The sequence below is a fragment of the Microcoleus anatoxicus genome (assembly GCF_042465725.1).
GTDB lineage: Bacteria > Cyanobacteriota > Cyanobacteriia > Cyanobacteriales > Microcoleaceae > Microcoleus > Microcoleus anatoxicus.
In genome coordinates this window covers 2,767,350-2,782,490 of the sequence record NZ_CP120853.1, presented here as the reverse complement: position 1 = coordinate 2,782,490, position 15,141 = coordinate 2,767,350, and the positions used below count along the sequence as shown (strand labels likewise).

Annotated in this window: 10 protein-coding genes and 2 pseudogenes; 4 read left to right on the top strand and 8 right to left on the bottom strand. The window is 45.4% G+C overall.

Features of this window, described 5'->3' with window-relative positions; all coding sequences use genetic code 11:
* The first annotated feature begins 159 nt into the window (after positions 1–159).
* The 3 genes from P2A85_RS12125 to phnE all read left to right on the top strand — a co-directional run bounded on the left by P2A85_RS12125 (position 160) and on the right by phnE (position 2,968).
* The gene (locus tag P2A85_RS12125) at positions 160–1,134 is read left to right on the top strand and encodes a phosphate/phosphite/phosphonate ABC transporter substrate-binding protein (protein WP_377480233.1); all 975 of its coding nucleotides are present in this window, start codon (positions 160–162) and stop codon (positions 1,132–1,134) included.
* A 185-nt stretch (positions 1,135–1,319) separates the two neighbouring features.
* Positions 1,320–2,063 carry a phosphonate ABC transporter ATP-binding protein gene (locus tag P2A85_RS12120; protein WP_377480231.1) on the top strand — a complete coding sequence of 248 codons (744 nt, stop codon included), beginning with the start codon at positions 1,320–1,322 and terminating at the stop codon, positions 2,061–2,063.
* A gap of 110 nt (positions 2,064–2,173) precedes the next feature.
* Positions 2,174–2,968, top strand: coding sequence for a phosphonate ABC transporter, permease protein PhnE (gene phnE, locus P2A85_RS12115; RefSeq protein WP_377480228.1), 795 nt, complete (start codon positions 2,174–2,176; stop codon positions 2,966–2,968).
* 583 nt (positions 2,969–3,551) lie between these two features.
* On the opposite strand, the gene P2A85_RS12110 is transcribed toward phnE, so the two are convergent.
* From P2A85_RS12110 to P2A85_RS12090, 5 genes and pseudogenes are all read right to left on the bottom strand, one after another.
* Complete coding sequence (locus tag P2A85_RS12110; protein ID WP_340518945.1) at positions 3,552–4,244, bottom strand: response regulator transcription factor; 693 nt, start codon at positions 4,242–4,244, stop codon at positions 3,552–3,554.
* 279 nt (positions 4,245–4,523) lie between these two features.
* Complete coding sequence (gene map, locus P2A85_RS12105; RefSeq protein WP_377480225.1) at positions 4,524–5,351, bottom strand: type I methionyl aminopeptidase; 828 nt, start codon at positions 5,349–5,351, stop codon at positions 4,524–4,526.
* Between the two features lie 129 nt (positions 5,352–5,480).
* Positions 5,481–7,103 (bottom strand): HAMP domain-containing protein, encoded by a 1,623-nt coding sequence (locus P2A85_RS12100; protein WP_377480222.1) that lies wholly within the window; start codon positions 7,101–7,103, stop codon positions 5,481–5,483.
* Between the two features lie 348 nt (positions 7,104–7,451).
* Positions 7,452–8,792: pseudogene (locus tag P2A85_RS12095) on the bottom strand (FAD-dependent oxidoreductase); the annotation flags it as partial.
* Positions 8,793–9,665: 873 nt separating this feature from the next.
* A pseudogene (locus tag P2A85_RS12090) lies at positions 9,666–10,154 on the bottom strand (FAD-dependent oxidoreductase); the annotation flags it as partial.
* A gap of 158 nt (positions 10,155–10,312) precedes the next feature.
* On the opposite strand from P2A85_RS12090, the gene P2A85_RS12085 reads away from it, so the two are divergent.
* Complete coding sequence (locus P2A85_RS12085; RefSeq protein ID WP_377480219.1) at positions 10,313–10,825, top strand: hypothetical protein; 513 nt, start codon at positions 10,313–10,315, stop codon at positions 10,823–10,825.
* Between the two features lie 66 nt (positions 10,826–10,891).
* On the opposite strand, the gene P2A85_RS12080 is transcribed toward P2A85_RS12085, so the two are convergent.
* The 3 genes from P2A85_RS12080 to P2A85_RS12070 all read right to left on the bottom strand — a co-directional run bounded on the left by P2A85_RS12080 (position 10,892) and on the right by P2A85_RS12070 (position 15,019).
* Complete coding sequence (locus tag P2A85_RS12080; protein ID WP_377480216.1) at positions 10,892–13,129, bottom strand: Tex family protein; 2,238 nt, start codon at positions 13,127–13,129, stop codon at positions 10,892–10,894.
* A 201-nt stretch (positions 13,130–13,330) separates the two neighbouring features.
* Complete coding sequence (locus P2A85_RS12075; protein ID WP_377480213.1) at positions 13,331–14,209, bottom strand: ketose-bisphosphate aldolase; 879 nt, start codon at positions 14,207–14,209, stop codon at positions 13,331–13,333.
* A 192-nt stretch (positions 14,210–14,401) separates the two neighbouring features.
* Positions 14,402–15,019 (bottom strand): Tfp pilus assembly protein FimT/FimU, encoded by a 618-nt coding sequence (locus P2A85_RS12070; RefSeq protein ID WP_377480211.1) that lies wholly within the window; start codon positions 15,017–15,019, stop codon positions 14,402–14,404.
* Positions 15,020–15,141 lie beyond the last annotated feature (122 nt).

Here is a 15,141-nt window from a genome sequence, read left to right as displayed (position 1 = left end):
TTCCACCGTAAACTGATAACTTTTTATTATAAATCATATAAACAATATCTATCGTTCATTGTTGCACTTAATTGTCAAAAAACCTTTAAGATGATTTAGTTATTGCAATTAATTGTCAAAATGTAAACTAGCATTGGGGCTAAAACAGGAGAGAGATTAATGAATGTAAGTTTAAAAGTGCTGGCTGGTGCTAGCGCAGGATTGTTGCTGCTAGGGAGTTTGGCTGCGAATACCATGGGAATTGGGCAAAAGGCGATCGCCCAACAGACTCCCAAAGGCGATCGAGATTTGAGAGCACAAGCTCCAATAAATCGCATTAGAATTGTGTTTGCCAATCGTAGAGATGCCACAGATTTGCAAAACAAAGCTAATCAAGTAGCAGCCATACTCTCAAAAGCGATGGGAATTCCTGTAGAAGCAGTCATCGGCGACGAAACCGCAGCCGTCGAAGCTTTGAGAGCAAATAGAGCTGATGTAGCTTTTGTCGCAGGGCGCGCCGCCTTGAAAGCTGAGCAATTAGCCAAAGCACGGATGTATTTAGCCGAAGTTCGCAGCGATTATTCCGGCGGAAATACCTACGATTCTGTATTTGTCGTGCGTCAAGACAGCCCCCTACGCCCGAAAGGTAGTGCAAAGCAAACCCTAGAACAATTGAAAGGTAAAAAAATTGCTTTCACCTCTCGGACTTCCGGTTCGGGATTTATTTTTCCAGTGGGAGAGTTGGTTGGTCAAGGATTAGTGTCAGGACCAGATAGATTAGAAAGTTTCTTCGGAAATGTCACCTATGGTGATGGTTACGGTAGCGCTTTACAAGCAGTTTTAAAAGGTCAAGCAGAAGTTGCTGCGGTATCAGAATATGCTTTGCTACCACCTTGGATTACAGCAGCAGAAGGTAAACAATTGCGAGTGTTGCAACAAGTTCCGGGAGTTCCCGCCCATGGAATTGTGATTGACGATCGCATTCCTGCCCCAATGCGAGAAAAGCTAATTAATGCTTTCTTGACTATGAATGAGTCTACAAATAATTCATTGTTCCGCAGTTTGTACAATTCCCAAAGATTAGTAAAAGTCGATCACAATACCCATTTAGCAACGTTAAGTCAAGCTTTGAAACGCGCTAAATTAGACCCATAATTTGATTAGGTTTATTGTTTACTATTGACGGTGAGTCATTGGTTACTTCGACTGCGATCGGGGAGCAATACCTCGTACCTCGTTCCCAGGCTCTGCCTGGGAATGCAATTCCAGAGGCTCTGCCTCAGCATGAAAATAGCCTTAAACTGGTAATTTGCTGTTCCAAAATTTATCAATAAATACTGATGATGACCATCGAATGTTCTCAAATAAAAACACGTTATTCCCCCTCGCTAAATCGGTCAATTCTCAACGGAATTGATTGTAAGATCGAACAAGGAGAATTTGTCGCCTTACTGGGTTTGAACGGTGCGGGAAAATCCACCCTATTGCGCTCCTTTGTTGGCTTAGTCCCCGTCGAAACCGGAGAGATGCGGATTAATGATATGGTGATGAATACGCGCACGATCGCCCGAATTCGTCGGGAGATCGGCTTGATTTTTCAAGGTGGCGGTTTGGTGAAGCAGTCCCAGGCGATCGAGAATGTGTTGTGCGGTTGTTTAGGAAGCTTAAATACTTGGCAGACACTGTGGGGTTTTCCGAAACCAAAGCGCGATCGAGCTTTGGAATTACTCGCAGATTTCGGACTCCAAGACCTAGCATATCAAAAAACTGGACTACTCAGTGGTGGACAACAGCAAAAAGTAGCCATCGCCCGCGCCTTAATTCAATCTCCACGGATTTTATTAGCCGACGAACCTACCACCGGATTAGATGTCATCGCCGCCCGACAAGTCATGGAAATTCTCGCCAAACTCCACAAAGAACAGGGGATGACAGTAGTGGTAGTATTGCACGACTTAGCCATGGCGAGCAATTATCCAGAAAGGGCGATCGTCCTCGATGCCGGTCAAATAATCTATGATGGCAAATGTCAAAACTTGTCCGAAAAATTCAGCAGATTAAAACAGTCCAAAATTGCAGTCTAAACTCTACCCTTCTCCACTCTTCCTCTGCGCCCTCTGCGCCCTCTGCGGTTAATAAAAAAAAATCACCAAACACAAAATATCACTGTAAATAAAAATATAAACAAATACAAATGACTGAACAAAAATTAAATACTTTAGCCAAAAACTATAGTTGGGTAAAAAACCTAGGGATTATAGCAGGTTTAATTATCATTTATGGTTGGGCGCTCAGGGGATTAGAAATTGACGCGGAAACCTTGGTTAGCAGTTGGCCTTACATGACCGATTTTATTTCCCGTTTGTGGCCTCCGAATCTGGAAATTATAGATGTAGCAATCAAGGCTTTGATTGAGACTATTCAAATGTCTTTATGGGGAACCACTATGGGGGCAGTTTTTTCTGTACCGATCGCTATTTGTAGCGCCCATAATATAGCACCAAAGTGGTTGCAATTGCCGGCTAATTTTATCCAAAATGCGGTGCGAGCCGTGCCTTCGATTGTGTTAGGATTGTTGTTTGTATCGGCTACTGGTTTGGGGGCACCGGCGGGTACTTTGGCTTTGGGCATTTATACGATCGGCTATTTGGCTAAATTTTACCAGGAGGCGATCGAATCTGTAGAAGTGCGATCGATCGAATCTTTGGAGGTAGGAGGTGCATCTTGGCTGCAAGTTGCCCAATATGGAATTTTCCCCCAAGTATTGCCCCTAGGATTGGGTTATACCCTGTGGATGTTTGAATATAACATCCGCGCTGCTTCGGTTTTGGGAGTAGTTGGCGCTGGTGGTATTGGTTTTGAATTAGTTAATTATATTCGAGCTTTTGAATATAATAAAGCCACAACTATGATGTTAGTTTTGTTAGTTGTGGTGACGGTTATAGATGTGATTAGTAGTAAATGGCGGCAGCGTTTAGAAGCTAAGTAAGATTAATTGAACCGCGAAGGTGCAAAGAACCCCCCCCTGCCCCCCCCAAGGAAGAACCCCCCCCTGCCCCCCCCAAGGGGGGAATGATATCAATTCCGGTTGTATCGGAATGATTTAACCGCGAAGGCGCGAAGGACGCGAAGGAAGAGAAGAGAGAGATTAATAATTCCGATGAAGAGAGGGTTTGATATGAAACAGCCTTGCAGCCCCAAGGAAGAACCCCCCCCTGCCCCCCCCAAGGGGGGAATGATATCAATTCCGGTTGTATCGGAATGATTTAACCGCGAAGGCGCGAAGGACGCGAAGGAAGAGAAGAGAGAGATTAATAATTCCGATGAAGAGATGGTTTGATATGAAACAGCCTTGCAGCCCCAAGGAAGAACCCCCCCCTGCCCCCCCCTAGGGGGGAATCAAACAGCCTTGCCCCCTTGGGGGGAATGAAACAGCCTTGCCCCCTTGGGGGGAATGAAACAGCCTTGCCCCCTTGGGGGGAATGAAACAGCCTTGCACCCCTTGGGGGGAATGAAACAGCCCTGCCGCCGCCAGCGGGTTCAAAATTTACTTGGCATCAGCCCCGTTATTCCTACTTGGTTAAACCGTGTTCGAGGGCGTAACGAACTAATTCTGTGCGACTATTAGTACCTGTTTTGCTAAACAAACGACTGACATATTTTTCCACATTCCGCACGCTAGTTTCTAAGCGGCGGGCAATTTCTTTGTTCATCAAACCTTGGGCAACTAAGTCTAAAACACTTTGTTCTCGCGGAGTCAAATCTATTTTAATCAGGGAAGGACTTTGGGTTATCGAACTCCGTCCACTCAGCAAAGACTCAATTCTCGCCATCTGATTGGCTAAAGCTGCAATATCGGGATTTTCCCCATTCTCGCTCATCTCCTTAGCCGCCGCGCGACGAGCCAGCAAATTGGTGACAATGGCCACTAATTCATCGGGATCGAAGGGTTTAGAAAGATAGGCGTCGCAACCTGCTGTATAGCCTTGAATACGATCGCTCGTCATGCCCTTAGCCGTCAAAAACACTACGGGTAAAGCCTTATAGCGAGGATCTTCCCGCACTTGTTTGAGAAACTGATAGCCGTCCACCTGGGGCATCATAATGTCGGAAATGAGCAAATCAGGATTTTGCTTTTGCAAGATTTCCCAGCCGTCGCGAGCATTACTGGCAACCTCAACCACAAAATTACTATCTTCTAAATAAGCTTGTACTGCTTCCCGCAAGCCCGGTTCATCATCTACCAGTAATAATCGTGCTGACATTTCTCTTACCTTTGTCCTTTATTACTATTATGTTAAAATTTTGCCAAATTTAACTATTATTATCTTGACTAATGAAGGCAAATATTGTATGCTGAGCTCTTCGACTCCGCGGCGGTTGGTATCTGTGCTGCCCAAGGACTGCTAATATTACCCCCCCAACCCCCCCTTACTAAGGGGGGGCTAAGACTTCATCAATAGCACATATGAAAGAAAAATGGTATAAGTCGAAGAGTCAACCAATCTCGACCATCAAAACTTGAGGTTAAAACTCCAAACTGTTTAAACTTTAGAGCGATCGGTCAAAATTTCATAGCCGGTTTCTGTCACCAACACAGTATGCTCAAATTGAGCAGACATGGCATTGTCTACCGTGACAGCAGTCCATTTATCAGCGAGTGTCCGAGTATACTTAGAACCTGCATTCAAAATTGGTTCGATCGCCAATGTCATACCCGATCGCAATTTTACATTCGGCATTTCGCGAGTACGGAAATTGAAAACCGACGGTTCCTCGTGCAAATTGCGCCCAACACCGTGGCCTGTAAACTCCTCAACGATGCTAAAACCATTACTTTTGACATGATCTTCGATCGCACCAGCGAGATCGAGCAAATAAGCACCAGCCCTTACTTGTTCAATGCCTTTATAGAGAGCTTCCTCAGCAACTCTAATTAACTTAGCCGATTCCGGTGTCACCTCCACAACGGGAATCGTAATACAAGAATCGCCGTGAAAACCTTGATAATACGCTCCCGTATCCACCTTGAGAACATCTCCAGCCCGAATCACTTTTTTCTTACTAGGAATACCGTGAACTACTTCATTATTAATACTAGAGCAAATCGAGCCTGTGAAGCCGTGATAGCCTTTAAAACTCGGAGTTGCACCCATAGAACGAATGCGTTTTTCCGCATAAGCATCTAAATCGGCCGTAGTCATTCCCGGCTGCACCATTTGGGAAATTTCCTTGAGGACAGTAGCGACAATTTTGGCTGCTTGCCGCATAATTTCGATTTCGCGTTCCGATTTAATTTCAATGCCTCGGCGCTGTTTTTTGACTTGGGGTTGTTGAGTTGGGCTAGAAAGGAGACTGCTAAAAATATTCATGTATTAATCGAGTAATTTTCTACTTTGACACTCTCAGACTTGCAAACTAAATTGTACCAAATATGGACAAGGATTGAAATCGTTTCCAGTTGCTGACCTGTGAGATGGAAAAACACGATCGCTCGTGCTCTAAACTAGCTTAATATTTTTCTCAATAATTGGCAGGGGATTGGGGGTCAAAAAAGCGGTTTCAACCGCCGAGTGCCTTTCAACAGCATTATTTCCGAGCCTTCCTGCGAGGTTAACAATTCCGTCAATTAACTGATTTATTTCCACCGGTTTAGATAAGTGCATTTGGAAACCAGCTTTCAGGGCTTGTTGGCGCTCTTCCTCTCTGGCGTAGGCAGTCAGGGCGATCGCAGGCATATTTCCACCCCCGATCGCCTCCATTTCTCTCACCCGCGCAATCAACTGATAACCATCAGCTCCTGGCATTCCAATGTCGCTCAGCAGCACATCCGGCCAAAAAGTCTCCAGTGTAGCTAGAGCCTCCGGCACCGATGTCGCCGATCGCACCATAGCTCCTTCATCTTCGAGTAAAGCAATCAAAAACTCCCGCGAGTCATCGTCATCATCCACCACCAGCAATTGCAAATTCACCAGATGTGGCGGGGGGTCTGCCGCGTCAGGGAGATCGAACAAACCCAGCCCTGCTTCTTGCCCGTTGAGCTCAACAACGGGCAGAGAAACCGTAAATTTCGCACCCTGGCCCGGATTATTCTCTGATGCGAAGGAATTTAACTGATCCACCATGATATTAATCGTGTTTTTCAGTTCCAGAATTTCGCCTTTGACATCAACAGTAATTTTTTTAGATAAATCGCCATTTGCCACCGCCGTTGTCACCTCCGCAATGTTGCGAACTTGGGCAGTTAAATTCCCCGCCATGGAGTTAACGGAATCGGTTAAATCTTTCCAAGTTCCTGCTACTCCCTGCACTTGGGCTTGCACGCCTAATTTACCTTCGGTTCCCACTTCCCGCGCCACCCGCGTTACTTCCGAAGCAAAGGAACTCAACTGATCCACCATGATATTAATCGTGTTTTTCAGTTCCAGAATTTCGCCTTTGACATCAACAGTAATTTTTTTAGATAAATCGCCATTTGCCACCGCCGTTGTCACCTCCGCAATGTTGCGAACTTGGGCAGTTAAATTCCCCGCCATGGAGTTAACGGAATCGGTTAAATCTTTCCAAGTTCCTGCTACTCCCTCCACTTGGGCTTGCACGCCTAATTTGCCTTCGGTTCCCACTTCTCGCGCCACCCGCGTTACTTCCGAAGCAAAGGAACTCAACTGGTCTACCATTGTGTTAACAATTTGAGCAGTTTGGAGGAATTCTCCTTTGAGGGGTCTGTCTTCTATTTCTAAGGCAATGGTTTGGGATAAGTCTCCCTTGGCGACGGCGCGAATTACTCTGGCGGTTTCGGAGGTGGGTTGAACTAAATCTGTGATTAGGGTATTGACAGAATCAACGCTAGCTGACCACGAACCCTCGGCGTTGCCGATGGTGGCCCGCTGGGAGATTTTACCTTCTTTGCCGACAACTGTACTGATGCGATCGAGTTCGGCTGCCATTCTCTGATTGAGTTCGATAATATCATTGAGGGTATCGGCAATTTTCCCTCCCAACCCAATCTGGTCTATGGGCATCCGAACTGAAAAGTCTCCTTTTTTGACAGCTACGAGGGTTCTCAGTAGCTGTTTGGCATAAAGTTTATTGGGACTTTCCTGTGTGTTCTGTGCTGTTGACATGACCTTTTCCTTTGGCGATTTGTAATAGGGAGGGGGAATATTTTTAAGTTTTGATATTATTGATATTATGGCGCTCAAGTAGTGTCTGATTGCTTCTACCTAAAGATGGATGACAAATTGCTGGTTATTAGATGCGGGCAGTTGTTATTGGTCTGCTGTTTGACTATAGGCCCAGAGATCCCCCCTAGCCCCCCTTAAAAAGGGGGGAACCGGAACACTCAAAGTCCCCCTTTTTAAGGGGGATTTAGGGGGATCGAAACTTCGATACAAATGAAAGATGCAGAGGGTTTTAGCCTGGTTGTTGACACCAATGGTGCTTACGGTATGCCCTACAGATTACCAATAAGATTACTTCCAGTTTTGCCAGGAACTATTGAAGACAGAAGTACCCGGAAATGCGATGGGATTGGCATTCTGTTGCAACCGCAACTGTAACACCTCCAAATTTGGCTCGCGGGAGGGCAATTCGTCCACCAATTGATAAGGTATAATCCCATTTTCTAGGGAAAAAGCAGCCGTAATTCCGGCGGCTGCACCAGCGGACCATTCAAAAGAATGCACCCGATAAGCCGCCGCCGCTGTGTGGCTGACAGCAATACTTTTACCAGCTACTAACATATTGTCAATTTTCTGAGGAATCATTGCCCGCAGCGGAATTTGGAAGGGATAAGCTTGACCTTGACCTTTGCGAGTTCCTTCGCGTTCGGTGTTTCCGGGGGCTTCAGGGGGACTGTTGGTCATGCAGGGGTGAAAGTCGATCGCATAATGACCAATACCGACAGCATCTGGATAAATCGTAGCGCGCGATCGCGATTTTGTATTCTCAACCGATTGACTACCCACAGCCAAAGCCGGCGCATTCAAACCACCCAAATTCAGCCACAAATTCCGGTAATCTTCCGCCGACAAATTCTGACGGTAAAAACTATCCTTAAAATTAGTGCGAGACATATCAACTTCCCACACCGTAAAACCTTGAGGCTGACTCAAACTTGGTCTCCCAATAATTCGTCTGCCCTCCCGCATATAAGGATATTTAGAAAGTCCGTGAACGGTCCCCATCGGCGAATCTAGTCCGCTCAAAAATCGATTATTTGGATAAGGCTTTTTGACACCATTACCGAGTTGTGAGTCAGTGGTTCCTGCTACCAACCAGTAGAAAAAGCCTTTAGCATTTTCTTCCCCACGCCGCAAAGTTTCTGTTCGCAAACCACCCATCCAGCCACCGGGTTGCAGTTGACCGTTCGCTGCGAGTTGCGCGCGAGAATAAATTAAATTATCCTGGGAAGAACCAGGGCGATAGTCATTACCCCAGGTCCAGTTTTGCATGGAAATATCCCCAGGGTAAATTGGGAATTGCTTGGGGTCGGCAGGGCGCGGTTCATCCGGTTTCATACTCCTGATTTGGCGGTAGCTGAAAACCAAAGGAAAACTAGCTAATCTCTGCAATTCGTAACTGTAATAAGGAGCATATTGCTGATAGAAAGATGGCTGTTGCTGCTGTTGGGGTTCCTTCGTTGCCTCCATGGCAAAGGTGTAGGTAAAACCTTGAGTACAATAAGCATCGCCCGTAGGACTTCCAGAGGAAGGTTCTAGGGGGGAACGGGGGTCAATCCCCAGGCGGTAGGGTACGTCGGCTAGTCCGATTAATTCGCCGGTTTCTGTGGCATCGACAACGTACCAATCAGCACCCCCCCTAGCCCCCCCTTGTAAAGGGGGGGAACTTGTGGCATTCCCGCCCCCTTGTAAAGGGGGGGAACTTGTGGCATTCCCGCCCCCTTGTAAAGGGGGGGAACTTGTGGCATTCCCGCCCCCTTGTAAAGGGGGGGAACTTGTGGCATTCCCGCCCCCTTGTAAAGGGGGGGAACTTGTGGCATTCCCGCCCCCTTGTAAAGGGGGGGAACTTGTGGCATTCCCGCCCCCTTGTAAAGGGGGGGAACTTGTGGCATTCCCGCCCCCTTGTAAAGGGGGGGAACTTGTGGCATTCCCGCCCCCTTGTAAAGGGGGGGAACTTGTGGCATTCCCGCCCCCTTGTAAAGGGGGGGAACTTGTGGCATTCCCGCCCCCTTGTAAAGGGGGGGAACTTGTGGCATTCCCGCCCCCTTGTAAAGGGGGGGAACTTGTGGCATTCTCGCCCCTGACTAAAGGGGGGGAACTTGTGGCATTCCCGCCCCCTTGTAAAGGGGGGGAACTTGTGGCCTTCTCGCCCCTGACTAAAGGGGGGGAACTTGTGGCCTTCTCGCCCCTGACTAAAGGGGGGGAACTTGTGGCCTTCTCGCCCCCTTGTAAAGGGGGGGAACTTGTGGCATTCCCCCCCCTTGGTAAGGGGGGGTTAGGGGGGGTCTGACGTGGTTTGGGAATAAACCGGATAATGGTTTTGTTAAATCGCGCCGAATTTTCGTAGCGGTAGGCATCTTCGATGGTTTTGGAAAGGGTTTCGGTGTTGATTGGTGGGGTATTGGGGGCTGGTTTGTGCGAAATGCCGATCGCACTTTTAATTTGTTGACCACCCACCGTATTTCCCGCCACAGCAGGAGTAATTTCTAGTTCTTTAATTACCGTATTGGGAAACCATTTCAGCTTACCATTCCCGGTTTTAGCAGCATCCTGTAACATTTCAAATAAAATTTTGTGACCATTGTAGGGCATGAAACAGGAATAACTAACCCAACAGCCACCAGGATTAAGACGGCCGTAATGTTCCTTGATGCGCCGTCGCAATTCTAGGTAGCCGCGGGGGTAAAATAAGAGCGATCGCTGAGTCTCTCTTTCATCTAGTGCAGAAGTTCCCTGGGAGGAGATTTGGCCACCTACCCAGTCGGTAATTTCCGTCACACAAACCGTGCGACCAGCCAGTAAACCTTCGTAGGCGGTAGCAGCACCAGCCAGTCCGCCACCTGCTACCAGAATATCACAAGTTTCCTCCCGATCTAGATTGCGATTCGGCGCGGAAAATACGGGTGAAATAGTGGATATTACGGAAATTAGACCCAGAGATAGGCTCAAGAGCGATCGACTTTTGAGCCAGAATAAATAGTTGGGCAGTTTCATCGCAGATTGTTGGTTAAATTTTGACATAACTCCAGATAGTTATTGCGTCCAAATCTTTATTTTGCACTATACTGACATTTAAGTGTACAGTCAGAGCAACTTTTTATTTTTCTGACGGATTAGTACCTATAACAACTCTTTAATATCCCAGGAACCCGATGAGCAACATTCTTAGATTTTTTCGATTATTGCTCCCTTTTGAAAAATTTAAAATTACCACAACTTTAAGTTTTTCTAAGGTTCTACAAAGATTAGATGAAGTTGTCGATACTCCCAAAATTTTTAGAATCGTGATACCTTTTGGGCCACCACCTCCCAAACCTTATGAGGGAACCATAAATGGCAAGACTTTTAAAATTAGTCGGATTATCAGCGGTCGCAATTCTTTCCTGCCATTTATTCAAGGAGAAATACATCCTCAACCCTTCGGTTGTGTAATCGATATTAACATGAGTTTGCATAAACTTGTGATGATATTTATGATTTTTTGGTTGTGGTTCACAGGTAGTATTGGCATTTTTGCTTTATTTGCTTGGTTCACAGAACCCTCTGTGGGACCTATATTTCTTCCCTTGTTAGGAATGTTTATATTTGGGTTGATTTTGTTTATAGTTCCGTTTAAGATAGAAGCAAAAATCGCTACTAAGTTTTTATCTACATTGTTTAATTAAGTAGAAGGGAGAAGAACCCCCCTCCCAAGGGGGGAAATGCTGGGAGAATTTACCTCGGTATTGAAATCACCTTTTGTTAAACTTTACTTTCAAATCGTTAACGGTGGGCGCTCTTTGCGGTAGGCTTATATTACGATCGCTCTTTGCTTGCTCTGGCGATCGCATTGTTAAACTAATTCGCTTCAACTTCTCATTCACCTCCAAAACTCGCACTTTCACCACTTGTCCGACTTTTACAATCTGTTTCGGATCTTCGACAAATCTGTCTGCTAATTGAGAAATATGCACTAAACCATCTTGGTGTACTCCCACATCGACAAAAGCCCCAAAGTTAGCTACATTCGTGATTATTCCTTCCAATTCCATCCCCGCTGTCAAGTCAGACATTCCTTTGATTCCTTCTTTAAAAGTAGCGTATTTGAACTCAGCTCGCGGGTCTCTACCCGGCTTTTCTAGTTCGGAAATAATGTCTCGCAGGGTTGGTTCGCCCACTTTTTCTGTGACATATTTCTTAATATTTACACCCTTGAGTTTTTCGGCTATTTGTGTTACTTGGGTCAGGGGTATGTTCAAATCCTTGGCGATCGCCTGAACTACTGCATAACTTTCGGGATGGACCGCGGTATTATCTAACAGGTTTTCGCCGTTGCGAATGCGGAGAAATCCGGCTGCTTGTTCAAAGGCTTTGGGACCTAGTTTGGGGACTTTCAGGAGTTGGCGACGATTTTTAAATGCGCCGTTTTCATTGCGGTAATTGACTATATTTTTGGCTACTGTTGGACTCATTCCTGACACAAAAGTTAGCAATTCTTTGGAGGCTGTGTTTAAATCTACTCCTACATAGTTGACACAGCTTTCGACTGTTTCATCTAGTTTCTTTTTCAGCAGTTTTTGGTCAACATCGTGCTGGTATTGTCCAACTCCAATGGATTTGGGGTCGATTTTGACCAGTTCGGCTAAGGGATCTTGTAAACGTCTTCCAATGCTGACTGCGCCCCTGACGGTGATGTCGAGATCGGGAAATTCGGCGATCGCCACTTCACTGGCTGAATAAACCGATGCGCCGGATTCATTCACCATCACTTTAATTGGCTTGGTGTCTAATTCTGCCAAAACTTCCCCCACAAATTCATCGGTTTCGCGGGAAGCGGTACCATTACCGATCGCAATTAATTCAATTTTATATTTTTCAATTAAATGCTTGACAATTTTCGCAGCTTGGTGTCTCTGACTGGCTGCTTGGTGTGGAAAAATCGCTTGATATTCCAAAAATTGTCCAGTTTCATCCAGGGCGGAAACTTTGCAGCCGGTGCGAAATCCCGGATCGATCGCCAATGTCGGCTTCATTCCCGCCGGCGCAGACAGCAGCAACTCCCGGAAATTGGTTTCAAAAGTGGCGATCGACTCAATATCCGCAGCAGTTTTATTGTTCGATCGCACTTCTGTCATCAAAGAAGTCTTCATCAGTCGGTTAAACGCATCCTTCAACATCGATCGATAAAACTCCTTAACAAAAGGTATCTTAGTTTTAATTTCCTGAAATTCCAGATAAGCCATCACCGCTGCTTCATCAAAAGTCAAGTCTAAATCCAATATTCCTTCACTTTCTCCCCGAAACAGTGCTAACATATTGTGTGAATTAACACTTCTGGCGGCCACTTGGTAATTGCGGTACATTTCAAACTTGGTACTTCCTTCAGGAAAATCCTCTTTAATCTTCGAGACAAACAATGCTGTTTCCATCAAAAACTCTCGCAAGTATGCCCGCAACTCTGCTTTTTCCGAAACACCTTCTGCTAAAATATCCCCAGCACCTTTGAGAGCATCTTCTGCTGTTTTCACTCCCTTTTCTTCAGAAATGTATTTAGCTGCTTCCGCTTCGACATCTGCTAGTTTAGCTTCGGGTTGATTCAAAGACTGAATAAACTCGGCGAGGGCTTCTAAACCTTTTTCTCTGGCAATTGTTGCTCGCGTCCGCCGCTTTTGTTTATAAGGTAAATAAAGGTCTTCTAATTCATTCTTTTGCAAACAAGATTGAATCTTTGCTTCCAGTTCTTCCGTGAGTTTTCCTTGGGCTGAAATACTCGCTAAAATAGATTTTTTGCGGTCTTCGATTTCCGTCAGATAGGTAAAGCGATCGGAGATATCGCGTAACTGAATTTCATTAAGAGAATCGGTTTTTTCTTTCCGGTAGCGGGCTATAAATGGAATTGTTGCTCCCTCAGAGAAGAGTTCCAGAGCATTGTTTACTTGAGCAAGATTGATGGACAGTTCTTGAGCTATTAGTTGAGGAATGTTGAGCATGGTGCAGATTTTATGGTCAATTGCTGGCGATTAAGTAATTATTTAGGAGTGGCGGGGATTAATCACAAAAATTAACCCCAGAGGAGAAGAGATTAAGAAGAGTTGGGTGCATCTGTGTTTGGCAAATATATTCCTAGGGGCTAGGAGTATTATAGTGATTTTAGCACAAATGCAGTCATTTCTCAAATTCTGACTCTTCGGTCATTTGAATGTTTCTGCATAGGGAGATTGGTGCAAGTAGGCTTTGTTTGCGGAACCGAAAAGCTTGAGTTTGCCAGCCACCACCGATCGCATGGCATCGATCGCCTTTGTCATCACTTCCAGTAAATCAGGATCTGACAAAGAACTGCTAGTTTTCAACACCTCCATATAAGCTTCCCGAACCTCGGTGTTGACATTGAATTTAGAGACACCTAATTTAATAGATTCACTAATCATTGATTCTGGTAAACCGCTAGCACCATGCAGCACTAAGGGCACTGAAACTAAAGCCCGGATTTTTGCCAACCGGGGAAAATCGAGTTTGGGTTCGCTCAAATATTGACCATGAACATTGCCAATTGTTACCGCCAAAAAATCCACTTTAGTTGCTTGAATAAACTCAACTGCTTGTAAGGGGTCGGTCATTTTTGCAGCTTTTGCTTCAATAGTCAAACCATCTTCCGTGCCGCTAATTCTGCCAATTTCTGCCTCAACTACCGCGCCGTTAGCGTGGGATAATAAAGTCATTTCACGGGTAAAACTCAAGTTTTTTTCGTAGGGTAAAGGAGAACCATCTGCCATAATTGATTTGATACCAGCGGCTAGGGCTAGATGGATGTCTTTTTCTGAGGTACTGTGGTCTAAATGTACGGCGATGGGTACTAAGGATTTGCGGGCTGCTTCCATGCAAAGGGCGACTAAAGGCGATTTTCCGTATTTAAGGGCGCTGGGGTGAAGTTGAAGCATGGCTGGACTTTGAAGCGCTTCGGCTGCATCAATCACGGCTTTAACTCCTTCGAGGTTATAAACATTAAAAGCCCCGATCGCATAAGCATTTCTCCGGGCTGTTTCCAGCAATTCGCTAGTTGATGTCAGCATAAGTACCAGGCTCAAAACGGTTCTGAATACTTACAATTTTATCGGTGAATGTACAAAATGTATAAAATGTACGGAATTGTGGCAAAATATCGCCTAAAAACTCCAGTGTTTTGAGCTTTCAGACACCGGAGTTGCTATCCCCAAATTCTCCATCGCGCTTTCAGGATTCAACCGTCAGTCTCAGTAACAGTCTTAGTAACAATATCTGCCATTTTGAGCTGTTTTTTGTCTTTGGGCGATGCGTTTATGTCCTAAAATTGTGGAGATAATCACACACCGATCGCCCTTTGGGAGATGAGGATGAGATAATGTAAGGGTTGCTTTTGCTCGAATACTGGTTAAGCCACAGTCGTCAGTGCTTTTATAGACGGGACAACCTTGGAAATTGAACATGGCTCGTCGAATAGCTCCATTTTTGTCATATTCATTTTGCTCATTGAACACAACAAATGTTGTGTCATTTGTATTTATTTGAATATCCGGTTCTAAACTTTTCCATTCCCCTGGGGGGAGTTTGGCTGGGGGAATTTCGGATTTGTGAATGGCTACTTGTACGATGTTTCCTACTTGTTTGAAGCTGGCTTGCCATGCAATTTTATCACGTTTGGCGTTGCTGCGGGCTGTTACCATGGCCTGATAAGCGCGATCGACTGATGTTTTGATGCGGTAGTGGTTGATGAACATTTGCCAAGCGGGAGCGCTAACTGCGCTGACAATGCCTAAAATTAATACTATGGTTAGTAGTTCAACCACTGTAAAACCCGCAGCAGAGGCTGTTGCTCTGCTTTTGAAACTTTTATGAATTGACATTTAGATGCACTCCTAAATGGCGTGAAAAAAAGTTATCTAATTGAATTAGGTTTATATTAATTGCTGAATTTGATGTATGTATAGATCGGTATTTACGGAAATTTAAGGAAAGGTACGATCGC